This is a genomic window from Paenibacillus sp. LC231 (assembly GCF_001860525.1).
Classification (GTDB): Bacteria; Bacillota; Bacilli; order Paenibacillales; family Paenibacillaceae; genus Paenibacillus_AQ.
In genome coordinates this window covers 199,691-224,619 of record NZ_JFOM01000049.1, presented here as the reverse complement: position 1 = coordinate 224,619, position 24,929 = coordinate 199,691, and the positions used below count along the sequence as shown (strand labels likewise).

Genomic DNA, 24,929 nt, shown 5'->3' with positions numbered 1-24,929 from the left:
GTCCCCAGAAAGAAAAAACAGCAGGCCGAAGGTTGATCACCTTAAGCCTGCTGCTGTTCTTCTAAGTTATGAGGGGGGTTAACCCCATCAGTTTGTATTAGTCACCGCGGAATGCTTTTTTTACACGGTCAAAGAAAGACTGTTCCTGCTCATGGGTCTGTTCGCCATCAAGGGAAGCAAACTGACGAAGCAGCTCTTTCTGATCATCACTCAGCTTGCTTGGCGTAACGACCACAACCTTGACGTGCTGGTCACCCTGTCCCATGCCGCGAAGCCGAGGCACCCCTTTGCCTTTCAAGCGGAAGAAGGTTCCCGTCTGCGTACCGGCCGGGATCTTCAGCTTCACTCTCTCCGTCAGCGTCGGGATCTCAATCTCGTCGCCAAGCGCAGCCTGAGCGAAGGTAAGCGGCACTTCGCAATAAATGTCGTCCCCTTCGCGTTCGAAGAAGTCATGCGGCTTCACGCGGATGACAATATACAAGTCACCGGCCGGGCCGCCGCGGAAACCGCCTTCGCCTTCACCTGTCATGCGAAGCTGAGCTCCGTCGTCCACACCGGCAGGCACGCGAACATGAATCTTGCGCTGCTTCTTCACTTTGCCGTTGCCGTTACAAGTCGAGCAGCGGTCTTTGATGATTTTCCCTGTTCCGTTACAGTTCGAGCAAGCGCGACGGTTTACCATACGTCCAAACGGCGTATTTTGCACGACTTCTTGCTGCCCGCTGCCGTTACACACCGAACATGTATGCGGCTGCGTGCCCGGCTTCGCACCGGAGCCGTGACATGTATCGCATGTCTCTGTTCTCGGAATGGTAATATCCGTTTCCTTACCGAATACCGCTTCCTTGAATTCAACCGTCATCGTATATTGCAGATCGTTCCCCCGCTGAGGCGCATTCGGATCACGGCGACCATTACCGCCAAAGAACATATCGAATATATCTCCAAAACCGCCGAAATCACCGGAGAAACCGCCTCCGCCCATACCTTGGTTCGGATCGATATGACCATACTGGTCATATTGCGCACGCTTCTGACCATCGCTCAATACATCGTAAGCCTCTTTCACTTCCTTAAATTTGGCTTCCGCGTCAGCCGCTTTGTTCACGTCCGGATGATATTGGCGAGCCATTTTGCGGTACGCCTTCTTGATTTCATCGTCCGATGCATCCTTGCCGACACCGAGCACCTCATAATAATCACGCTTATCAGCCACGGTTTCACCCCAATCTCTTTATTACTCTTTTACATAAGGAAAGCCAAAGTGCGAAGATGCGCAGCTTTGACCTTCCCATACAATCTATTCAGATTAACCTTTGTTTTTATCTTCGTCAACAACCTCGTAATCTGCATCTACGACATTGTCTTTCTTAGGAGCGCCGGCGTCAGCACCTTCAGCACCTTGCTGTTCCTGTTGTGCTGCTTGCTCATACAGCTTTACGGACAGCTGCTGAACGATTTGAGTCAACTCCTCTACCGAAGCGTTAATTTCTTCGAGGTTATCGGATTCAAGGGCCTTCTTCACTTTGTCTTTCGCTTCGTTCGCTTTTTCCACTTCGGAAGCATCGACTTTGTCGCCCAGATCCTTGAGTGTTTTCTCGGTCGTGTATACGAGTTGGTCCGCATTGTTGCGAGCTTCTACCAACTCTTTGCGTTTACGGTCTTCTTCGGCATGAAGCTCAGCGTCCTTCATCATTTGCTCAACTTCAGCATCGCTCAAGCCGCTGGAGGACGTGATCGTGATCTTCTGGCTCTTGCCAGTACCTTTATCCGTCGCCGATACGTTTACGATACCGTTCGCATCGATGTCAAAGGTAACTTCGATTTGCGGCACGCCGCGCGGTGCTGGAGGAATGTCTCCAAGCATGAAGCGTCCCAGCGTTTTGTTGCCGGCAGCCATTTCGCGTTCACCTTGCAGCACGTGAATTTCAACGCTCGGCTGATTATCGGCATACGTGGAGAATACTTGGGATTTGCTTGTTGGAATCGTTGTGTTGCGGTCGATCATTTTGGTGAATACGCCGCCTGCGGTTTCGATACCGAGGGACAACGGAGTTACGTCGAGCAACACGACGTCTTTAACGTCACCTGTCAATACGCCGGCTTGAACGGCTGCTCCAAGCGCAACCACTTCGTCAGGGTTTACGCCTTTGTGAGGCTCTTTGCCTGTCAATTTCTTAATCGCTTCCTGTACGGCAGGAATACGAGTGGAACCGCCGACAAGGACGATTTTGTGAATATCGTTAGCGGTCAAACCTGCGTCGCTAAGCGCTTGACGAGTCGGGCCAAGCGTACGCTCTACCAGGGTAGCCGACAATTCTTCGAATTTAGCACGAGTCAGGTTGATCTCTAGATGCTGAGGCACGCCGTCAGCAACGGTGATGAACGGCAGCGAAATCGTGGTTGTCAGTACGCCGGACAATTCTTTTTTCGCTTTTTCCGCAGCGTCTTTCAGACGTTGAACAGCAGCTTTGTCTTTGCTGAGATCGATGCCTTGCTCTTTCTTGAATTCGGCTACCAGGTAGTCAATGATCACTTGGTCAAAGTCGTCGCCGCCAAGCTGGTTGTCCCCGCTGGTTGCTTTTACTTCGAAGAAGCCATCGCCCAGTTCAAGAATGGAAACGTCGAATGTACCGCCGCCAAGGTCATATACCAGGATGGTTTGATCTTCGGATTTCTCCATGCCGTAAGCCAATGCAGCAGCTGTCGGCTCGTTGACGATACGCAGCACTTCAAGACCCGCGATTTTACCGGCATCCTTGGTCGCTTGACGCTGGCTGTCATTAAAGTATGCAGGAACCGTAATAACCGCCTGGGTTACTGGTTGGCCCAGATAGGCTTCCGCATCGGATTTCAGCTTCTGCAGAATGATAGCAGAGATTTCTTGCGGCGTGTAGTCTTTGCCGTCGATGGATTCTTTGTGATTTGTACCCATATGACGCTTAATAGAGATAATGGTGCGATCCGGGTTGGTGATCGCTTGACGTTTCGCTGTATCCCCAACGATACGCTCGCCGTCTTTCTTAAATCCGACAACGGATGGAGTCGTACGAGCACCCTCCGGATTCGGAATAACTACTGCTTCTCCACCCTCCATTACGGCTACGCAGGAGTTGGTTGTTCCTAAGTCGATACCAATAACTTTGCTCATGTAAAAATTTCCTCCTTATTCATTCACACGAATCCTCGCATGATCTTCATCAATTTTTTATATGATAAACGACTATCGAAAGTCGCTTACATGCTCACTTTAACCATTGCAGGTCTTAACACTTTATCTTTAAGCATATATCCTTTCTGCACTTCCTCAACCACGATGCCTTCCTCGTATTCCTCGCTATCCACCTGCATGATCGCTTGGTGATACTCCGGATTGAACGGCTCGCCTACACTCTTCATCGCGGTCAAGCCTTCGGTGGCAAGGACCGATTCCAACTGGCGGAAGATCATGCTGACTCCCTTAGAGAAGGATTCAAACTCCGGGTTCTCCTCGGATGCCTGAAGGGCACGCTCAAAATTGTCGATGACGGGCAGAAGCTCCGTAATCAGTTTGGAAGATGCATATTTGCCCAGATCCTCTTTCTCCTTCTGGGTGCGACGACGGAAGTTGTCAAAATCCGCTTGAACTCGCAGGGTACGCTGCTGGTGCTCCAGCACCTCAGCCTGAAGCTTCTCAATCTCTGCTGAACCTGCTTCATCCGCCGATTCCGTTACAGGAATCTCGGGATTAACGGCTTCCTCTGCAGACCCGCTCTCACCCGTGTTTGGCGTGTTCTCCAAAGTTTCTTCCATCATTTCTTCTGTAACTGTATCTTGAACGGCATCCTTATGCTCTTTATTCAAGACGCCTTCACCTCCTTCATAGTCTAAAACAGTCTATCCGTGATTTGTTCTATACCTTAAGCGTTATTCGCCTATTTCTTTCATCTTGATGACGTGATGAATCCGCAGCACGGCTGCTGCCACTTCACCGGCTGCCCGCAGGCCGTGAATTTTAACCGGTGCCGGATCCAGCACGCCAAGCTCCTCATAATCAACAACCCGACCGCTGTCGCAATCAATACCCATGCAATCAGAGTCTGCACGAATTTGCGCAGCGCGCACTTCTTCCATCTTCTCGAGCGGGTTGTAACCGGCATTGAGAAGTATCTGCGACATCGGCTTGCGCAGAGCCGCCGAGACGGCTTCCATGCCGAAGGCTTCCATACCTTTCTGAGCCTCCCGGATCCGTTCCAACTCGTAGGACACCGCGAGTTCGCTTGTCCCGCCGCCCGGAAGCACCCCTCCGGAAACCGCAGCCTGAAGTGCCGAGGCCGCATCTCCCGCGATTCTGGCCGCCTCGCCTACGACCTCGGAAGTGCTTGCCCCAACAATGACCGTCACGATACGGTCCTTGTCTTGGCTGCCGCAGGACAGCCGGATTTTCTCGATGCCTTCATCATAAGCGACACGCGGGGTATCACCCAGAAGGACCGCAAGCTCCTTCGAGTCTTTATGTAACGCCTTGCGGCGTATGGGAGTAGCTCCCGTCATATCGCTTACCCGGCGAAGATCCGCACGGGACACGCGCGGCACAACCATCATGCCGTGATCCAGGCAAAACTGCTCCGCATCCGGGTGGATGCCTTTTTCAAGCAGGATGAGTTTTACGGACAGCTCGGACAATCTCTCCAAATCTGAAGCGAACACTTTTCGGAGATCCATATATTGCGCAAATCCGGCTTCGGTTGTGAGCGCCTCTTCATCGATCTCATCCGGCTCCAGAGAATCAAACAGCACCAACACCTTTGCATCGTCATAAGACCTGGACTCGCGGGCGAAGATCGGTCGCTGTCGGAGCAGGACCCCCTCAAACACTTCATTCTCGGCATTCTCCAGGGCAATTATACTGTCTGCGAGCGAGTAGGAAGGATCCTGAAGACGGGTGATTCCGGCTTTCCGTGCAGCTTGCATAATCAGCTCCACGATGTCCTTCCGTTCACGCCCCGCAACGTACACCGTCCGTTCCAGCAGCGGATCATCCAATCCGTCGATCAGCCGAACCCGCTTGGTTAAGAGCTCCATCGACTTCTCGATTCCTTGACGCAGCCCCTCCACCACCTTGGATGCAGGCACCCCGCGGGTGATGCGGGAAACCCCTTCCTGCACAAGTGCGCCTGCAAGCACGGTAGCCGTTGTGGTTCCGTCGCCGATTTTCTCCTGCTGCGCTCTTGCCACCTGAATGAGAAGGCGGGCAGCCGGGTGGGTGACATCCATTTTATCCAGAATCGTTACCCCGTCATTGGTAATGACCACTTCGCCGCGGGGACCTACCAGCATCACGTCGAGCCCCTTCGGACCAAGCGTGCCTTCTACAGCGGACGTGACGGCCCGGACGGCATTACTGTTGTTTAATAGCGTAGAATAACGTTCATCTCCGTCCACTTGGCTATGTTGTCCTTGGCTCATCTGTCTCACTCCTTTATTTGTACCAGTGTGACAGCAGCTTCGTCAGATCATGGGATAACACATTCAAGATGCCGATCACCCGTGCATATTCCATTCTAGTAGGACCGAGAATACCAATCGAACCGAGCGCTTTTCCATCTATTGAATAAGTCGCAGTAATCAAACTGCAATTGGAAATCGCTTCATGCGTATTTTCCGTACCGATCTTCACTTGGACACCATGCTCACCGGGAGCAGGAGCCATGAGTTTCAACAGTGCGGGTGTCTGTTCCAGAAGCTCGAAAATCTCCCTTACCTTATCCACATCCTTGAACTCCGGCTGATTCAGCATGTGGGTCGTTCCGCTGAGATATACGCCGCGATGGTCCGGTTCATTGTTAAGGGCGATATCCAGCATACTCATGAGGTCTTCATAATGTGAAATATGCCGCTGCATTTCCTCGCCAATCTCCGTATACAAACGGGTCTTGAGTTTATATAGAGGCACGTTGACCAGCTTCTTGTTCAGAAGATTGACCACTTGCTCCAGATCGGAAACGGACACACCCTGCGGAATCGAAACAATCTTGTTCTCGACTTGCCCTGTGCTGGTTACGATGATGGCTACCGCTTGATCCTCATGGAGAGGAAGAAGCTGGAAATGACGCAAAGACGTATGAAAAACTTCCGGTCCAAGCAGGATGGAAGTGTAATTAGTCATCTGAGACAGAATGCCAGCTGTATGCTGTATCATCTGCTCCATCACGTTCAGCTTTTCTGCAAAAAAGGATTTCATCATATGCAGTTCCGCAGGGTTCAAGGAAAACGACGACGTGAGATGATCAACATAATAACGATATCCTTTATGTGACGGAATTCGTCCAGCTGATGTATGAGGCTGCTCCAGAAAACCGAGTTCCTCCAGATCAGCCATCTCGTTACGAATGGTTGCCGGACTGTATCCGACATCCCCACGTTTGGAAATGCTTCTTGAACCAACCGGCTCGGCAGAACGGATATAGTCATCCACAATGGCATTCAAAATCATGCGTTGACGATCTGTTAACATGTCGCTCCCCTCCTTGCTGACTGCTTAATTTCACTTTCGTTAGCACTCATCGCCATCGAGTGCTAACCGATATAACAAAAATACCAAACCGACCTGAGGATTGTCAAGTCAGTTCAGTACTTTAAGAACAGCTATTTCGTCACAAGCGTGCTGCTTCTTGCAGTGAATGCAGTCGGTCCACACTTTCTCCGGGAAAATCTCCTTCTCCACGACGGCAAAGCCGTTTTTGATGAAAAAGGATACCTCGTACGTCAAGGCCATCACTTTCGGAAGCTCGCGCCGTTTCGCTTCTTCCAGAAGGGAATCCACCAGCATGGAGCCGATTCCTTGCCCTTTATAACCATCGGAGATGCCGAGTGAACGAATCTCTACAAGGTCATTTCCCAGCTGGCATAAGGAACCGCAGCCGATCACGTTTCCTTCGGATTCGGCCACCACGAATTCCTCGATTTGTTTCTCCAACACTTTTTTGGACCGGGGCAGCATAATGCCCTTTTCCGCATAACCCTGAATCATCTGATAAAGCGGCTCAACATCTTCTAACTTCGCCTTTCTGCATACCGCCGACATTGTTGTCCGTCTCCCCTTTACACGCTCCGTCATGTTATGAATAAATATACAACAGAGCGCATATAAGTTCAATAGATTAATTTGCTGACAAGCTGCCTATAAATTCGGCAAACACATCGTTGCCGAACAGAATGCCTTTACTGCTCAGTTTATATCCGTCATCCGTGGAATCTAGAAGTCCCGCACCTATCATTTTATTCAGCGGGCCGGCGAATACCTCTTCCATAGAAATCCCGAATTGCTGCCGGAACCGGCTGCGCGAAACGCCATCCAGGACTCGGAGCCCGACCATGAGGAAATCCTCCATCGCTTCTTCTCTTGATACCTCAAAGCTCTCCAATCGGGGAAGTCCTTGATTCGCTGCTTCATTATATGGGTTGACGCCTTTAATGTTCACATGGCGCTGACGACCGATGTATCCGTGCGCTCCCGCGCCCAAGCCATAATAATCCTCGTTGCGCCAATACGTCATATTATGCCGGCTCTCAAAGCCGGGTTTGGCAAAATTACTGATCTCATACTGTTTATATCCGGCAGCCTGCATCCGCTCCATTAATAGAAGATACATATTCAGCTCGTCCTCCTCATCCGGAAGCGGCAGCTGGTTTCGCTGGTACATCGTATGGAACAGCGTGTTTTCTTCAACCTTCAGGCTGTAGATTGAATAATGCGGGAGTCCAAGCTCCAGCGCCTTATCCACGCTTTCCGCAAGCATGTCCAAGGTTTGGTTCGGGAGCCCGAACATCAAATCGATGGACATATTATCAAAGCCTGCTCTTCTGGCATTCTCGAGACTGCGATACACATCATCCGTATCATGTATCCGGCCGATGCCGGTCAGCAAGCTGTTCTGGAAGGCCTGCACCCCGAAGCTGATGCGGTTCACGCCGCCTTCGCGCATGACGGACAGCTTCTCCAAATCCGTGGTGCCGGGATTGGCTTCCATCGAAAATTCAATGTCATCGGACCATTCCGGAAAATGGCGCTTCACGCTCTGCAAGAAGTATTCCATTTCATCCGGCTTCAGCACCGTTGGAGTCCCGCCGCCTACAAATATGCTTTTGATTCGTCCAGGCGGGTTGGCCTGAACAGTCAGCTCCATTTCCTTATCCAGCGCGCGCAGATAATCCATTACCGGCTGGTCCTTCAACACGTAGGAATTGAAGTCGCAGTAAAAACATTTATTGGTACAAAACGGAATGTGGATGTACACCGCTTCCGTCCGTTGATCGTTTGCCGTCATTCTTTTCTTGCCCCCTCATGTACACCTCTGTCAAGACTTACTTTAAGTAACTTCTCGAAAGTTCCTTCTCTACTATAACGCTATGCCTCTTGGAATGAAAGAAAGGAAAGCCGAGAATCGGCTTTCCCATCATTTACTTCATAAAAGACTATATACGTAGGACAGCCTAGTCCGTTAACGCTTGGGCTCGACTTCCTATGCAACATTACTTGTCGTCGATTTTCAGTACCGCCATGAAGGCTTCCTGCGGCACTTCAACGCTGCCGACTTGCTTCATCCGTTTCTTACCTTCCTTCTGCTTCTCAAGGAGTTTCCGTTTACGGGAGATGTCACCGCCGTAACACTTGGCAAGAACGTTTTTACGCATCGCTTTAACCGTTTCACGGGCAACAACCTTGGTACCGACAGAAGCTTGAATCGGCACTTCGAACATTTGACGAGGAATCAGCTCGCGCAGCTTCTCGCAAATCGCCCGTCCGCGGTGATAAGCACGGTCCTTGTGCACGATAAAGGACAAGGCATCCACCTGCTCGGCATTGAGCAAAATGTCCATTTTGACCAGATTGGATCGACGGTACCCGGACAGCTCGTAATCGAATGAAGCATATCCTTTGGTGCTCGATTTCAACTGGTCGAAGAAATCATACACGATTTCCGACAGCGGTATTTCATAGGTAATGGTAACGCGCGTTGTGTCCAGGTATTCCATGTTTACGAATTCGCCGCGTTTATTCTGGCAGAGTTCCATGATCGCTCCGACATAATCGTTCGGAACGATAATGCCTGCTTTAACATAAGGCTCTTCGACATAATCGACCTTGCCCACCTCAGGATAATGAGACGGGTTATCGATCTGGATTTGCTCTCCGTTCGTCAGCGTAATGCGGTAAATAACGCTCGGCGCAGTCGTAATCAGCGGTATGTTAAACTCTCGTTCAATCCGCTCCTGGATGACATCCATGTGCAGCAGGCCAAGGAATCCGCAACGGAAACCGAATCCGAGTGCGCTGGATGTCTCCGGCTCAAAGCTGAGTGATGCATCATTAAGCTGCAGCTTCTCGAGCGCCTCGCGCAGATCATTGTAGTCTGACGTTTCGATTGGATACAGTCCGCAGAATACCATCGGGTTGATTTTGCGGTAACCCGGAAGCGGCTTGGCCGTCGGACGCTTGGCATCCGTTACCGTATCACCGACCTGCGTATCGCCAACGCTCTTAATACCAGCCACGATGAAACCGACATCGCCGACGTTAAGCTCGTCCACGATGGACATGCGCGGCTTAAACGCCCCCACCTCAATGACCTCGAAGGTTTTGCCGGTAGCCATCATTTTGATCTTGGAGCCGGCTTTAATGCTTCCGTCAATTACGCGCACATATACGATAACGCCTTTGTAAGGATCATAATGGGAGTCGAAAATCAGCGCTTTCAGCGGTTCTTCCGAATCGCCGGTTGGCGCAGGAACTTTCTGAACCACCTGCTCCAGAATTTCCTTGATTCCGATGCCGGCCTTGGCAGAAGCTAATACGGCATCGCTGGCATCCAGACCGATGACATCCTCAACTTCCTGCTTCACCCGCTCAGGATCGGCGCTTGGCAAGTCAATCTTGTTAATGACAGGCAGAATTTCAAGATTGTTATCCAGTGCCAGATATACGTTGGCCAATGTCTGCGCTTCAATTCCCTGTGCAGCATCAACTACGAGCAGCGCGCCTTCACAAGCAGCCAGGCTTCGGGATACCTCATACGTAAAGTCGACGTGCCCTGGAGTATCAATCAGGTTCAATATATACTCCTCGCCGTCATCGGATTTGTAATTCAGGCGAACCGCTTGCAGCTTGATGGTAATCCCGCGTTCTCTCTCCAGATCCATCTGATCCAGTACTTGCTCTTGCATTTCACGCGAAGTTAATGCGCCCGTAAATTCCAATATACGGTCAGCAAGCGTCGATTTCCCATGGTCTATATGTGCAATGATACAGAAATTACGAATTTTTTGTTGTCTTGCTTGTACGTCTGTCATGCCTAACCCCCAACAACCACCAGATGTTTGAATCAACTTATTATACCAGTTGAGGGGATGCACAGCAATGCTGAGAATAAAGGTGAATTTATTCCGTGATCGATCCGAACATCGATACGACCCAGCGTATGCTTTTGTCAGACAGCTGCTGGAGCAGTCCTGCCGTCTTATCGGCCAGCACATCGGCAGGCGGTTGCGAACGCTCGGGAAGCAGGATGTCGCTGGGCGTCGGCTCATATTCGGGCAGGGTCTTACGAGCATCTTCTTCTAGAACAGCGGACTCTGATACGGGAGGGTTCTTGCGCGTCCCTCCCCATCCATTCCCTTGAGCAGCCCCGCCTTGCGGATCCTGCGCATGGTTTTGCTGCACAGTTTGCACGGCTCCGGTACCGTCTGCCGGTACTGGCGCTTTTGCCCCGCCAAGCTGCATGCCGACCAATATGCCGATGCCTGTCCATATGATAAGAGCCACCAACCGTTTTCCCATTCTTGCCATCACTGAGTCCCTCCCCGATTTACCCGTTCACACTTGTCGACTTACCGCCGAGCCGTTAGCCTGCTTTGGCTGCTTGATCCTCTGTTCCTTTGTTGCTTCCGCCCTTGGTTCCCGCGGAAACGGACTGCTTCTTCGTTTGATCGTTGTCTTTTTTCACGCTGGCTTTCTCCGCCTCTTGCTCCTGCCAGTACACATCTGCAATGATGTCCGCCAACGCTTCAGCCGTCCGCTGCAATTCTTCCTTCGTATTATCGATGCCGCCGATTTCGATCAGGATACTGTTTGGCGACAGGGATTGATTATATTCCCCGTTCCCTTGATCCGCTGATTTGCCCCACACGCCCCGAGACACCCCGGGATAGGATTTTTCCAGCTTGGCATTGATTTTGCTTGCAAACGCCTCGTTCTGTCTCCAGTTCTCGTTCGCATGACCGATGATGAAGTAAACCTTGGCGTAGTTAACGCCGTTTACGGTTGCCGTCGTTTTGTTATAACGCTGAGAATCCCGATGGATATCGATCAGGTAATGAATGCCGTCGTTCTGGGACATGGCCTCCATGACCATCTGGCGCGAGTATTTATAAGAAAAGTTATAATTGTATCCTTCAATGGTAGATTGATAGTCACTTTTATCATGCAGGGTGCCAATTCCGTTAGCCTCAAGTCTTTTACTCAGAAAGCTGCCCACCAGCATGACGTTCTTGCTTGGGGATACAGCCCCCGGATTATCGGATGGATGCGTGAGCAGCGGGTTATATGCTTCCTGTGGGTGCGAATGATAGATGAGTACAGCTTTCTTTCCATTTGTAGACTTTCCATCCTTGGAGGTGCTTCCAGGGTCATTCTTACTGCCAGGCTCGTCCTCCGTGCCCTGATCCGGGACATCCTCGCCATTATCTTCATTGCCGATACCCCGACCGCCTTGGGGCGGCTCTTCCCCGGCATCAGAAGGGTCGCCTTCCGCCTGCTCCTCTGCTGGATCCGGCCGGTAATCCGCCGGTGCTTCCCCTTCCTCGTTCCCGGAGCCATGTGACAGCTGTACCGGTTGATTTGCCTTCATGCCGGGCAATTCGCCCGCAAGCAGGCTTTTCGGGTCCCTCGGGTTCACGCTCGTAAGCAGTTCAAAAACGAAGGTCGACATTTTCTCGCCGGAGAAGCTTGAGGTCTCTTTGGAAGCCGTCATATGCGGCATCTCCATGCCGATCATATCGATGAAAAAATGGCTGGATAACGAAGCGGCCAATCCTTTCATTGACGACACGGGCGAGGAATTCATCCGCTGTTCCGCCATCCCTCCAAGCCCTAGTAAAATAAAAAATATAAGAGAGCCTAGCATCAGTATAATGAGCGTTCGACCCATGCTCAGACCTTCCATGACCTTCCGTTTCAGTCTGGCAATATTCCAGATACGAAACTTGCGATTGTTCATAACGATGTCCTCCTCGGTTCGCCGGGACCAATCCGGCCATCATTCCGCCGTTCCCGCGACTTGTGTAATCTCTTATATTTCAAATCTATGAACCGGGGAGAATCGATAGAACTAGATCCATGAAAAATATAAAAGCTCCGATAGATTCGGAGCTTTTATACCGGGTTAGTGCGTGTACGCACCTACATTGCCGGGATCCACAGCCTCATGCAGCGCTGCATTTAGGCCGGTTGCGACGATATTGGCGATGTCCTCTATAAATTCGTCAATCTCCTTGGGCGTTACGATAAGGTCATGGCCCAGCGGCTCCAGCACCTCCTTCACCAGCGCGAGGCGCTCACCTTCGGGTATATCATGGAGCATGCCCATAATTTTGCCCGTCTCCGGCGTACCTTCGCCAAAATGGGACTTCATGAGCTCAATTGCATTATTAACGATGGTGGAAGCATAGCAGACAGTTGGAACCCCGATGGCAATGCAGGGAACTCCAAGAATCTCCTGGGTCAATCCCTTGCGTTTATTGCCGACACCAGAGCCGGGGTGGATCCCGATATCCGCAATCTGGATGGTCGTATTCACCCGCTCCAGCGAACGCGAAGCCAGAGCATCAATGGCGATGATCAGGTCCGGACGGATTTGTTCCACGATCCCTTGAACCGTTTCGCTGGATTCAATCCCTGTCAGACCGAGCACGCCTGGTGCTACGGCACTAACCTGACGATAACCTGGCGCCACCCGATCCGGCATAAGCTCGAAATACTGACGGGTTACCATCACGTTCTCCACCACAAGCGGTCCCAGCGAATCCGGCGTCACATTCCAGTTGCCAAGGCCGACAATGAGCACGCTTGCCTTGGGTCCGATCCCGATCCGGGACATGAATGCCTCGAACTCACGGGCGAAGACAACGGACACCTGATCTTGAAGCTCCGTATCCCCCTTGCGAAGATCGGGCACCTCCAAAGTGACGTAATGGCCCTTCACTCTGCCGATTTGCGTAGAGGCTGCTTCGTTCTCCACGTCCAGCCTTGTAATCTTGATTCCGTCCTCCTGCACCACATCCTCCAACACACCAGGAATGGGCGCACTGCCTTTTCCTCCCGCCAGTTCTCTTGATTCCACCGCCAGGTCCGTTCGGACCGAATATTTTTGCAGATCCAGATCCATCTAAATTCACACTCCTCCTCATATTGCTAGTAGTGTGCGAGAGTACGGGAGAGATTATGCAGAAGTCCGAATGAGTATTGCTTTTTGTCCACCCCCATGCTAAAATATTTTAAGTTGTGAATCATTTCGCTCTATTGAAATGCCTTACAGGAGGTGAATGTAATGCCAAACATCAAATCCGCGATTAAACGTGTAAAGACAAGTGACAAACGCCACGCGCTTAACATTTCTCAAAAATCCGCGCTTCGCACAGCTGTTAAAACTGCTGACGTAGCGTTGAACGGTACAGAAATCGAAGCTGCTAAAGTTGCTTTCCAAGCTGCTTCCAAGAAGCTTGATAAAGCCGTTACGAAGGGCCTGATCCATAAGAACGCAGCTGCCCGCAAAAAGTCCCGTCTGGCGAAAAGACTGAACGCTCTTACGTCCCAAGCGTAAGTAACGTTTGTTGAATACGACATGGAAAAAGCCCTGAACAGTTCACGCTGCTCAGGGCTTTTTGTGGTACATTGATCGACGTGCTCTTCTCGATAGACAGACCGCTTTATAGCGGACGTTTTTCTTGCGGGGTCAGGCAGGCGAGCCTCTGTTGTCCATGCTTTCTAGATTTCTAAAGAAAAAGAGCGTACGACTGCTCCCGCAGCCGTACGCTCTTAACTATTTGCGGATATCTTAAGCCCCAAGCCGCAGCAAAAATAATTCAATGCCCAGCACCTTATCCACGGCCCCGGTCTTCATCTGGTAATCCAGATTCGCCAGATGGTTCAGTATGCCTTCAAGGCGAGCTGTCTCAAACTTGCGGGCTTGCTCGCCCGCAATCTTCACCGCATAGGGGTGCAATCCGATCTGGGAAGCAATTTGCTGCTGCGAGTAGCTCTGGGTCGATAGAGTCTTCACCTGCAGAATAATCCGGAACTGTCTGGTAATCAGCGCCGCAATCTTGATCGGCTCCTCGCGCTGCTTCAGCAGTTCGTAATAGATTCCGAGCGCCTTGTCCAATCGGAGATTCGCAATATCCTCTACAAGCGCAAATACATTCTGTTCCGTGCTCCGCGCTACCAGCATATCCACGGTTGCGACATCAATCACTCCGCCAGCGCCAGCATATAAGCACAGCTTTTCGATCTCACCTGATAATGTCTGAAGGCTGGTTCCCGCATTTCGCACGATCGCCTCCGCCGCACCTTCCCGCAGCGCGCAGTCGCCCTTCTTCACCTGCTTGTCCACCCAGCGCAGCAAATCCTCCCCGCCCAAAGGCATGAAGGACAAAGCAACCCCCGATTTCTTGACTGCCTTGACTACCTTTTTCCGTTCATCCAGCTTTTCTTGTCCAACCATAAAGACAATCACACTATAATCAGCAGGATTGGTCAAATAGTCCAGCAAAGCCTCTGGACGATGATCCACTTTCCCGTTATCTTTTGCTGCGGTAAAAAAAGCCGTATCCCTGACCATGATCAGTTTTTTTTGAACCATAAAAGGAACCGTCTCCGCTTCTTCAATAACGGTTTGAATCGGAACTTCCCCTAAATCCATATGAACGAGGGCAAAATCACGGTCTTCTTTCGGGATCAGCTGGGCTTCCAGAAATTCGGCGAATTCCTTCATTTGAAATTTCTCGCTGCCATACAACAAATAGACGGCAGACACCTCTCCCTGCTTAACCGCCTTGGCCGCCGCTTTGGCATCCATCGGCGTCCCCCCTTTCTACTCTGTACACTATACCAAAAAAGAGTGCCTGAATGCGAGATGACAAGCATAAAAATGCAATCGTCCACACGAAAACAAAGAGACCTCGGCTTTTGGCAGCGGCAAGGTCCCTTCGTCCCAACACATCTATATAAACGCCGGCAAGTATGCTCTAGAAACACCTCGCCGCCGGTCATACGACGGTAGTTGGTATCATGCTCTCTCTAATATATAGTGTATTCATATCTCCCGGCATTGGTGCACCGATTGTATATATCTCTGAACATTTCTATGATTTAGGCTGCTTCTGCCCCGTAGATGCCGGTGGCTGGGACTTCTCAATGGAATAGACGGATTCAACCAATTCCTTATGGGTCTGCACCTTATATTTGAACGTTAAGCCGTCCTCGGACCATTGACCGGATACCCAGCTTCCGCCGAGCGGAATTGTCTCAACCGTTTCAACCGCATCCGGCGAAGTTTGGCTTCCCGATGGCAGACGATAGATAATCAGATGATCAGCCTCCAGCGAGGCTCGGTAGAGACCATCCGGGGACGACCACTGTTCCGGCACCATCGCCAGTCCTTGGTACGATCCGGATGACCTGTCGGATGATTCGGCGCTTCCCGTGACCGCATCACCGGCAGGATCGCTAATTGGAGGCAGCATCTCAGACGTGGTATCCGGTTCCGTAGGTGACGTCTGGACATCCATGGTTTCAGAACTCTGCTCAGGTTCTTTCGCCGGAGGGTCAGACGGACTTCCGGTATCGGTTTTTGGCACCTCATTGTTGCTCGTTGCAGGTTGGTCTGGCGCTTGGGGTTCCCCAACATCTTTCATCTGAACCGGTTTATCGGGTGCTGTAACATCTTTATTGGTGCCATTAGCCGCATCCGATGGCTGCTGTGTTGCCTTCGTATCATTCTGGGCAGGGTCGGAATTGGCTTCCGGTGACGATTCCGATGGCGAACTCCGCAGGCTTGCGGATGAATCGTTCCCATCATTCGATTCGCCTCCCGTCTCCGTGCCGCCTTCGGCGGCAAACGGCTGAGCCATTTCCTGATTCTGCGTGGCAGCCGATTCGTCATTCGTCCCGGCACTGGTCGTGCTAGCCTCTTCGTATGGAAGCTCCGCATCGGATAACATCTTCGGTTCATTATTAAAGATCGCTACGCCGAGAATAAGTACAGCCGCGGCGGCCCCGATAGCAGTTCTGCCGCCAATCGTGCTCCACCAGCTGCCCGCACGTCGCGGACGCCGCATTTCCGGCATCATTTCGGCTGGCTCCTGGCTTTTCAGTGCTGGAGGTACGACAAGGTTCTGGCGATCACGGTCAATGGCATCCAGTCTAGGCATGATAGCGTCTACCAGACTGACAGGCGGGGTTACGGCCGGAAGATCCTCAAGCTCTCTGTTCAATGATTTTAATATATTAAAGGTCTCCGCACACATGGGGCACACGGCAATATGCTGATACATTTGGGCCGTCTCCTCCGAAGTGAGATCCCGGTCCAAATACCGGTGCATACGTTCCACCACCTCTTGGCATTTCATCCTGATACACCACCTTTCTGATGCTCTTGGAGCATATTCTGCAGCTGCTGCCTGGCCCTGAACAAATAGGATTTCACCGTATTGAGCGGGAGGTTCAGACAATCAGCAATTTCGTTGTAGGATAGATCCTGCAAATACCTTAAGACAATGACCGTACGATGATGGTCCGGCAGTTGATTAATGGCTTCCTGAATATCCTGAGCCAGATATCCCGACATCACTTCCCGTTCTACATCGAGATTATCCCGAAACACCAGATCATGTTCATCGATGGAAACCGTCGGCTTTGTCCTGCGGAATTTATCAATGCATATGTTGGTGACAATCCGTTGGACCCAAGTTTTGAACTGAGCCTTCTCCTCGTAGGAGTTAATCTTCGTATATACACGTATAAGTGCTTCCTGGGCTGCATCCATTGCATCCTGTTCATTGTTTAAAATGTAATAAGCAGTTCGGTAAACATGTTGCTCAATTTCTCGCAATAGGGTGATTAGAGCGTCGCGATCGCCCGATTGAGCGGCTCTTATGAGTCCCTGCTCCACCACAGTGGATCCCCCTCTCCCTGCATACATACAGACGGATAAAATTAAAAAAATGTTGCAGTATGTAACCTATTATTTTTTTAGGAAACTTCATCTAACTATACCAAATATAAAGATTATAGTCACCGCTGCATTTTTCCTATTAAAGATCATACTACGAATCGATGTCCCAAGGACAGCGGGCTGTTTATTCAAGGTAGCTTCGTGCGCGTGTCAATATGTCCCTCCTTGATCCTCATCTGTATTTCACCATGAAGATTGGTCTGATAGATCAGATTGGTGGAACGTTCCAACCGTCCTACCACATCCGGATGAGGGTGGCCGTACATATTGTTGACACCAGCGGAAATAACCGCTATCTTCGGCTTCCATGCATTCAGCCATAACTCGGATGTCGAGGTTTTGCTGCCGTGATGGGCAACCTTCATAACATCGATGCGGTCACCGGCAGCAGCAAGCCGTGAAATGATATCATTTTGTGAAGAACGTTCCTCCAGATACAACAATATTTTATGTTCCGCAGCTTGGTCTGTGTCACCCGTAAACAAGATCCGGCTGCCGTTCATTTGAAGGACAAATACTAGTGAAGCATGATTCTGCTCCTTAATCAACGGTAAAGGTTTTATGATTTCTCCACTTTCTGGGAAAACAGGCGCTAAAAATTGGATTTCCGTATGGCTGTCAAGCTTCCATACTTCCCGATCCACTCCAGCCTCGTATATGGGAATGCGCTGTTGTACAGCGGTTAACATCAGCTTCCGGAAGGAAGCGGAGTCAGTTAAGGTCCCGTTGAACACAACTGATTTTACCGGGATTTCCTGCAAGACAGCCTGAAGACCGCCTATATGATCCTGGTCTCCATGGGACATGATGACAGCCTCAAGCTGGTGCACGCCCCGTTTTTTCAACAACGGAACCACCACCTTCGCTCCTACCTCATACGGGGCCTTCCTTTCCTTCCAAGCATCCTTTTCCTTACGAAAATTCACCGTCCCACCACCGTCAATGAGAATATGCTTGCCCTCAGGTGTTGTTACGAGTATCGAATCCCCTTGTCCTACATCCAGAAATTGCACGAGTCCCGCTCCGTGCATAGATGGAGATTGATAGCCGCCGTACAGCAAAAAAACCAAAGCTCCGGACAGCAGGACGATCGCAGCTCTCGCTGCATAGCGTTCGATATAATCACTGGCGCGAAAAAAACCTCTCCATCGCAACGCACCGGCCCATTGATCCACGAGCGGAAACATGCCGGTTGCACCAGACAAATCTCTTTTACTATCCAAGGATACGCGTCCTTCCAATGGAACGGTATCATCCGATCCGATCCGCTCTCCTTCGCGAATTTCGGATCTCATCTTCAGAATGGACAGCAGCGAATACAGCACAACAAAATAACATAAGATCCAGGCTAACGACGGGGACGGCCACAACGTCATCAAAGCGGATGAACCATTCATCCATTCAACGACTCGAAACGTTATTTGGTTTAACCATTCTGTCACAGCTGCCAACCAGCCAGCTCCGCGCATCCATACCCACCCCACCAGCAATGACAACATTCCTAACGGAAGAACGACAAGGCTAATCACCGGAACCAGGATCAAATTGGCGAAAACAGATATCAGCGACACCTGGTTAAAATAATATATGGTTAGGGGAAAGGAGATCAGCTGCGCTACGACCGTAATTCCGACGGTTCCCGCAAGCCAGCGGGGCAAGAATGACAGCAGCGGCATCAGCTTCGGTACGAAGATCATCAAGCCCGCCGTTACGATGAATGACAGCTGAAAGCTGACATTCACGAGAAAATACGGGTTCCACAGCAGCATGACGAGTGCGGCAACACTAAGAATATGCAGTCCATCCTTCAAAAGTCGCCGCCGTGCGGCATACAAACCGATCATCCCCATAATGCCGGCACGGACAATAGAAGGACTTGCCCCGGCAAGCAGGACATAAACGGGAATCAGCCACATGACCACAGTCAGCGAGGTCTCCCTCGTCATTCGAAGGGTTGTGCATACGAATAAGAGGCATCCCACAACCACTGCCACATGCATGCCCGATATCGCAAGAATGTGAGTCAACCCCAAACGCGAGAACTCCATAAACGTATCGGGATCCAAATCATCCCGATTGCCAATCACAAGTCCCTTCATATAACCCGCATGGATTCCGCCGTACAATTGATCCAGCTTGCCACCAAGCTTATGGCGAACGGCATCCGTCCATCTTAGAATATGACTTACATTCCAGCTGTCAGGCGGGGTGACCTTCGCTAGGTCAGAGCCCTTCACTTTGACCATCCAATGAATCTTCTGGGTTCGCAAATATTGAGCATAATTAAATCCGTCAAAATTGCGGGCTTCTCCAGGTTTTTGCAGCTCTCCGGTCAGCTCTATGCGGTCCCCGCGCTGCCATCGATGGACCGTCTCCAGCTCCGTTTTGTCCATTAGTTTCACTTGCACCCTGACGATATCATCCGTCTTCAGCAAGGTGCCGTTATCCGGATTCGCTTGTTTTTGGGGCGCTGGAGGCTTTGTTAGCTTGATATCAACTTGATGCAGGGCAACATTGAAATCCGCGCGGTCGCCATCCACTTCTATTGGGGTTGTGATTACACCAAAGGCAGTAACAGGAACAGCGTCCGTCGATGTCTCCCCTGAGAGGACCGGCTCGATATCACTTACATTGGCCGCGTCATGCCATTCCCAGTAAGTACCCGACATGCACAAGGAAAACAGCATGCAGAGCGTAAATAGGCGTCCCGCCCCCGCCCAATGACACACAGCAAACAGGATGAGAATCAGCCCGGCTGCAATCATGGCCAGCCTCCATCCGTCGTACAGGCATGCAGCACCGCTGCCGATTACCCACATCACGGTAAACACAAGTAATGGCCTTCGCTTCATGATTCCAACAAATCCCTTCATCATTAAATAAAAAAGGACCCTTGCCTGCATATCGCAGTCAAAGGTCCTTCCTCTGTGACTTTCTATTCATTTTGTTCCGTAATCTTATACATGAATCATTCCGCTACCGTCATCAAGGTTTCGCGCGGCGGCTCATACGCTTCAAGCTGCCGGAACATAATCCCCTTCTGTTCCATCATGCGGGACACCTTGCCCGAATCCTTCGGATAAGGACGGTGGAACACAACCTCGACAATGCCGCTGTTGGCAAGCATATTCGCACAGGTCCAGCAGGGCTCATCCGTCACGTACACCGTGCTGCCTTCCCGATCGATCCGGTCCGTGAATAACAGCAGATTCTGCTCGGCATGAATCGTCCGGATGCAGCGCTGTTTCTTCACCATGCTCTCCTTGCCGTCCTCCACGACCAGTTCATAATCCTCGGCGATCATACAGCCCGCTTCCGAGCAATCAGGCACCCCCATCGGCGCGCCGTTATAAGCCGTCCCGAGCAGCTTCTTCCCCTGCACCAGCACCGCCCCGACATGACGCCTCGGGCATTGGGAGCGGGTTGAAACCATAAAGGCAATATCCATGAAATAAGTATCCCAATCTTTACGTTGATCTGCACTCATCATTTGTCACCTGTTCCTTATCAATATCGCCTTTATTGTAGCACATAGCTAAAGTCCAACGTAAGGCTTCATCTTCTCCAGCATTTTGGGCCCGATGCCCTTTACGTTCATCAAGTCGGCCAGACTTTTAAATGGACCGAACTGATTCCGATAATCGATAATGGCCTTGGCCTTCGCCTCGCCAATGCCAGGCAGCTCCATAAGCGTTGCAGCATCCGCCGTGTTGACATTAATCAATCCGGATGGATCCGGAGCTGCTGGTGACTGCGCTGTACTGTTAACAGGAGCTTGCTGCTGTAACTGCTGACTGACACCTTCAGCCTGAGACGGTACAAGGGGCGAAGAAGGTTGACCAGAAGCCGAAGACGGAGCTGTATGGTCTGCTATACCGCTTCCTGCCGCTCCTTGGTCTTGGTCTGGCATGGAGTCCTTCGCATTACTGGCAGGCTCGATCTGCCCCGCCTGCGTGCTCTTTGCAGCAGTATTCGAATCCGTTCCGGCTCCAGACGGTTCCACATCCTTCTGCCGGGAATCAACCCCGGACGTCTTCACACCTGCATTCTCTTCGGCCGCAACCACCTGCTCCAGCTGATCGTTCAGCGGCTGCCAGCCCTCGATCCCCTGATCCGCACCACCGGCAAACAAGATGAACCCGCAGCCAGCAATCGTTGCGGCGAGACTCCAGCCTAAAGATATCCTTTTCATCGATTGACCTCTCCTTAACTTTAAAGTTCATTTTGTACAAACCCAGGAATATTCTTCGGTTTCCCCACCGAAATCGCATGAAAAACCGTCATGAATCGGCATCTTCCCCGCATACATTAAACGTAAGGACGGTACATTTCTGCCGTAAAGCGCGAAAGGAGGGAACATACACATGAAGGTCGGTTTTATCGGTACGGGCAGCATGGGTAGTCTGTTGATCGATGCCTTCATTCAATCGGGCGCACTCCTGCCTGAGCAGATTCGGGTCAGCAACCGAAGTCCTGAGAAGCCGATGCAGCTGGCAAAACGTCATCCCGGTCTGACGGTATGCAGCTGTAACACGGAGACGGCTTCTCAGAGCGACCTGCTATTCCTATGTATAAAGCCGCTTGAATTCAAATCTGTCATCAGCGAAATCAAAGATCGGCTTGAAGTCCGGCAAATCGCCATATCCATCACGAGTCCGGTCCAACTGATCCATCTGGAATCATCGCTGCCCTGCAAGGTGGCGAAAATCATACCGAGCATCACCAACCTAACCGGAGGCGGAGCATCGTTATGCATGTACGGTTCCCGAATAAAAGAAGAAGACAGGCAGCTTATAGAAAGCCTCCTGTCTTATATCAGCAGGCCGCTCGAGATACTGGAATCGCACACGCGAATCACTTCCGATTTCTCCAGCTGCGGACCTGCTTTTTTAAGTTTATTCATGGAAAAATGGATCGACGCTGCCGTTGAAATGACCGGAATCGACCGTAGAACCCTTAATGCATTAGCCGGAGAAATGCTGCTTGGCACCGGCAAGCTGTTAACGGAGGAGGGCTTCTCCCCCGAACAGCTGCAAGAGCGGGTTGCGGTTCCCGGAGGCATCACGGCTCAGGCTTTAGCACTGCTGGATTCAAACCTGAACGGATTGTTCTACCAATTGATCCAAACCACACACGACAAGTATGAGGAGGATTTGGCAAAACTGGATGCTGCCTTCGGTTTTACGATTAACCGGCCACGATATTGACCAGTTTGCCCGGTACGGCAATGACTTTGCGAATACTCTTTCCTTCCAGCGCCTGCTTGACATTCGGAAGGGAGAGGCTATGTTGTTGCATGGCTTCTTGGTCCATGTCTTTCGAAATTTTGGCACGTTCTACGATTTTGCCGTTAACTTGAACGACTATCTCCACTTCGGCCTCTACAGTCCAAGCCTCGTCATACTCCGGCCATGGCACGTAGGTTACGCTCTCCGTGTAGCCTAAACGGCTCCACAGCTCTTCAGCCAGGTGAGGGGCCAGCGGGGAAAGCAGCTGCACGAAGTTCTCCATCGCTTTGCGCGGAAGCTCTTCCGTCTTGTATCCCTCGTTGATGAATACCATCAGCTGGCTGATCGCTGTGTTAAAGCGCATATGTTCAAAGTCTTCGGTCACTTTCTTAATCGTTTTGTGCAGTGTACGTTTGAAATCGTCCGTACCCTCGCCTTCCACGATTTTAGGGTTCAATTGACCGTCGTCCCCGATAAACAGGCGCCATACACGGGAGAGGAAACGAAACGTTCCTTCAACGCCGTTGGTGTTCCATGGCTTGGTTGCTTCCAGCGGCCCCATGAACATCTCGTACACGCGCAGCGTGTCGGCTCCGTATTCGTTAACAATATCATCCGGATTGATGACATTGCCGCGGGATTTACTCATTTTTTCATTATTGTTGCCCAGGATCATACCCTGATTGACCAGCTTCTGGAAAGGCTCCTTCGTATCGACAACGCCCAGGTCATACAATACTTTGTGCCAGAAGCGTGCATACAGCAAATGAAGCACCGCATGCTCCACACCACCGATGTACAGGTCAACCGGCAGCCATTCCTTCTGCTTCTCCTTGGAGCACAATTCATCATTATTGCGTGGATCGATATAACGCAGGTAATACCAGCAGCTGCCGGCCCATTGCGGCATCGTGTTCGTCTCGCGGCGGGCTTTCATGCCGGTTTCGGGATCTACCGTTTCCACCCACTCCGTAACGTTAGCCAGTGGTGATTCGCCGGTACCGGACGGTTTAATCTGATCCACATCCGGCAGCAGCAATGGGAGCTGATCCTCAGGCACGGTCTTCATCGTTCCGTCTTCCAGATGCAGAATCGGAATCGGCTCACCCCAGTAGCGTTGACGGCTGAACAGCCAGTCGCGCAGTCGGTAAGTTACCTTCTTCTTACCCTTGCCCTCTTGCTCCAGCCATTCATTCATCGCCTGGATAGCCTCTTCATTGTCCAACCCGTTCAGGAAGCCGGAATTCACATGCGCGCCACTGCCGCCGTATGCTTCCTCCTCGACATTTCCACCCTGAACGACTTCAATAATCGGAAGACCGAATTGCTTCGCAAACTCCCAGTCACGGCTGTCATGACCCGGAACCGCCATAATGGCACCCGTTCCATAGCCGGCAAGCACATAATCCGCGATCCAGATCGGCACTTTAGCGCCGTTTACCGGATTAATGGCGTATGCACCCGTGAATACACCGGTTTTATCCTTGGCCAGATCCGTCCTCTCCAGATCGCTTTTACGAGCTGCTTGATCTTGATAAGCCTTGACGGCTTCACGCTGATCGGCTGACGTAATCTTATCCACGAGGTCATGCTCCGGCGCCAGAACGCAGTAGGTTGCCCCGAACAGCGTATCCGGACGGGTCGTGAACACCTCCAGATGACCATCGTAACCTTCGATGTCAAAACGAACCTCAGCGCCTGTGGATTTGCCGATCCAGTTGCGCTGCATATCCTTCAGGCTTTCGCTCCAGTCCAGTTCATCCAGATCTTCAAGGAGACGATCCGCGTATTCGGTAATGCGCAGAATCCATTGGCGCATCGGTTTACGTACGACCGGATGGCCCCCGCGTTCGCTCTTGCCGTCGATGACCTCTTCGTTCGCAAGCACGGTACCGAGCGCTTCGCACCAGTTCACCGGCACTTCAGCCACATAGGCAAGGCCGCGCTTATAAAGCTGGATAAAGATCCACTGGGTCCATTTATAATATTCCGGATCGGTTGTGCTGATCTCGCGGTCCCAGTCATACGAGAAGCCCAGAGATTTGATCTGGCGACGGAACGTATCGATATTCTGCACGGTAAACTCGCGAGGATGTTTGCCTGTGTCCATTGCATATTGCTCCGCCGGTAGACCGAAGGCATCCCATCCCATCGGATGAAGCACGTTGTATCCGCGCATCCGCTTGTAACGGGACACGATGTCAGTTGCCGTGTACCCCTCCGGATGCCCCACGTGCAGGCCTGCTCCTGATGGATACGGAAACATATCCAGCGCATAAAATTTCGGTTTGGATGATGAATCTTCCGTTTTAAAGGTTTTGTTCTCATCCCAGTATTGCTGCCACTTCGGTTCGATGGCCTGCGGCTGATAGCCGTGGCCGGTTGGTTGATTGTCCGTCATACTCCATTGCTCCTCCTTCACAGTCAAGAG

Annotated in this window: 20 protein-coding genes; 2 read left to right on the top strand and 18 right to left on the bottom strand. The window is 51.3% G+C overall.

All coding sequences use genetic code 11. The features are described 5' to 3' along the window. Nucleotides 1-97: 97 nt before the first annotated feature. The 11 genes from dnaJ to gpr form a co-directional block, all read right to left on the bottom strand. Nucleotides 98-1,216 (bottom strand): molecular chaperone DnaJ, encoded by a 1,119-nt coding sequence (gene dnaJ / locus AK95_RS26535; RefSeq protein WP_071222920.1) that lies wholly within the window; start codon nucleotides 1,214-1,216, stop codon nucleotides 98-100. A gap of 93 nt (nucleotides 1,217-1,309) precedes the next feature. Continuing rightward, nucleotides 1,310-3,151, bottom strand: coding sequence for a molecular chaperone DnaK (gene dnaK / locus AK95_RS26530; RefSeq protein ID WP_071222919.1), 1,842 nt, complete (start codon nucleotides 3,149-3,151; stop codon nucleotides 1,310-1,312). An 86-nt stretch (nucleotides 3,152-3,237) separates the two neighbouring features. Then, a complete protein-coding gene (gene grpE / locus AK95_RS26525) occupies nucleotides 3,238-3,843 on the bottom strand; it encodes a nucleotide exchange factor GrpE (RefSeq protein ID WP_071222918.1) in 606 nt (201 codons plus the stop codon). A 63-nt stretch (nucleotides 3,844-3,906) separates the two neighbouring features. After that, a complete protein-coding gene (locus tag AK95_RS26520) occupies nucleotides 3,907-5,448 on the bottom strand; it encodes a TCP-1/cpn60 chaperonin family protein (protein WP_071222917.1) in 1,542 nt (513 codons plus the stop codon). Between the two features lie 13 nt (nucleotides 5,449-5,461). After that, the gene (gene hrcA / locus AK95_RS26515; protein WP_071222916.1) at nucleotides 5,462-6,496 is read right to left on the bottom strand and encodes a heat-inducible transcriptional repressor HrcA; all 1,035 of its coding nucleotides are present in this window, start codon (nucleotides 6,494-6,496) and stop codon (nucleotides 5,462-5,464) included. Nucleotides 6,497-6,604: 108 nt separating this feature from the next. Then, a complete protein-coding gene (locus AK95_RS26510; protein WP_071222914.1) occupies nucleotides 6,605-7,066 on the bottom strand; it encodes an N-acetyltransferase in 462 nt (153 codons plus the stop codon). Nucleotides 7,067-7,142: 76 nt separating this feature from the next. Then, a complete protein-coding gene (gene hemW / locus AK95_RS26505) occupies nucleotides 7,143-8,309 on the bottom strand; it encodes a radical SAM family heme chaperone HemW (RefSeq protein WP_071222912.1) in 1,167 nt (388 codons plus the stop codon). 205 nt (nucleotides 8,310-8,514) lie between these two features. Further along, nucleotides 8,515-10,332: a translation elongation factor 4 gene (gene lepA / locus AK95_RS26500; protein ID WP_071222909.1), complete on the bottom strand. Its 1,818-nt coding sequence runs from the start codon at nucleotides 10,330-10,332 to the stop codon at nucleotides 8,515-8,517. 88 nt (nucleotides 10,333-10,420) lie between these two features. Continuing rightward, nucleotides 10,421-10,828 carry a hypothetical protein gene (locus tag AK95_RS26495; RefSeq protein WP_481855866.1) on the bottom strand — a complete coding sequence of 136 codons (408 nt, stop codon included), beginning with the start codon at nucleotides 10,826-10,828 and terminating at the stop codon, nucleotides 10,421-10,423. 55 nt (nucleotides 10,829-10,883) lie between these two features. Continuing rightward, a complete protein-coding gene (locus tag AK95_RS26490; RefSeq protein WP_071222905.1) occupies nucleotides 10,884-12,257 on the bottom strand; it encodes a stage II sporulation protein P in 1,374 nt (457 codons plus the stop codon). Nucleotides 12,258-12,422: 165 nt separating this feature from the next. After that, entirely contained in the window at nucleotides 12,423-13,424 is a 1,002-nt protein-coding gene (gene gpr, locus AK95_RS26485; RefSeq protein ID WP_071222903.1) for a GPR endopeptidase, read from the bottom strand. Between the two features lie 162 nt (nucleotides 13,425-13,586). On the opposite strand from gpr, the gene rpsT reads away from it, so the two are divergent. Beyond that, a complete protein-coding gene (gene rpsT / locus AK95_RS26480; protein WP_053489175.1) occupies nucleotides 13,587-13,859 on the top strand; it encodes a 30S ribosomal protein S20 in 273 nt (90 codons plus the stop codon). A 234-nt stretch (nucleotides 13,860-14,093) separates the two neighbouring features. Here the strand turns inward: rpsT and holA are convergent, their stop codons facing one another. From holA to AK95_RS26450, 6 genes are all read right to left on the bottom strand, one after another. After that, nucleotides 14,094-15,113 (bottom strand): DNA polymerase III subunit delta, encoded by a 1,020-nt coding sequence (holA, locus tag AK95_RS26475; RefSeq protein WP_071222901.1) that lies wholly within the window; start codon nucleotides 15,111-15,113, stop codon nucleotides 14,094-14,096. Nucleotides 15,114-15,399: 286 nt separating this feature from the next. Then, on the bottom strand, nucleotides 15,400-16,665 hold the full coding sequence (locus AK95_RS26470) for an anti-sigma factor family protein (RefSeq protein WP_071222900.1): 1,266 nt from the start codon (nucleotides 16,663-16,665) through the stop codon (nucleotides 15,400-15,402). Beyond that, a complete protein-coding gene (locus tag AK95_RS26465) occupies nucleotides 16,662-17,210 on the bottom strand; it encodes an RNA polymerase sigma factor (RefSeq protein WP_036644490.1) in 549 nt (182 codons plus the stop codon). The genes AK95_RS26470 and AK95_RS26465 overlap by 4 nt, the downstream gene beginning before the upstream one ends. Before the next feature lie 188 nt (nucleotides 17,211-17,398). Continuing rightward, nucleotides 17,399-20,122, bottom strand: coding sequence for a ComEC/Rec2 family competence protein (locus AK95_RS26460; protein ID WP_071223065.1), 2,724 nt, complete (start codon nucleotides 20,120-20,122; stop codon nucleotides 17,399-17,401). Between the two features lie 116 nt (nucleotides 20,123-20,238). Further along, complete coding sequence (locus AK95_RS26455) at nucleotides 20,239-20,757, bottom strand: deoxycytidylate deaminase (RefSeq protein ID WP_071222899.1); 519 nt, start codon at nucleotides 20,755-20,757, stop codon at nucleotides 20,239-20,241. Between the two features lie 48 nt (nucleotides 20,758-20,805). Further along, nucleotides 20,806-21,462, bottom strand: coding sequence for a helix-hairpin-helix domain-containing protein (locus AK95_RS26450; RefSeq protein WP_071222897.1), 657 nt, complete (start codon nucleotides 21,460-21,462; stop codon nucleotides 20,806-20,808). 172 nt (nucleotides 21,463-21,634) lie between these two features. On the opposite strand from AK95_RS26450, the gene comER reads away from it, so the two are divergent. Beyond that, entirely contained in the window at nucleotides 21,635-22,477 is an 843-nt protein-coding gene (gene comER / locus AK95_RS26445) for a late competence protein ComER (RefSeq protein ID WP_071222895.1), read from the top strand. Here comER and leuS read toward each other — a convergent pair. Continuing rightward, on the bottom strand, nucleotides 22,458-24,899 hold the full coding sequence (leuS, locus tag AK95_RS26440) for a leucine--tRNA ligase (protein ID WP_071222893.1): 2,442 nt from the start codon (nucleotides 24,897-24,899) through the stop codon (nucleotides 22,458-22,460). The two genes, comER and leuS, sit on opposite strands and share 20 nt — an antisense overlap. Between the last annotated feature and the right edge of the window lie 30 nt (nucleotides 24,900-24,929).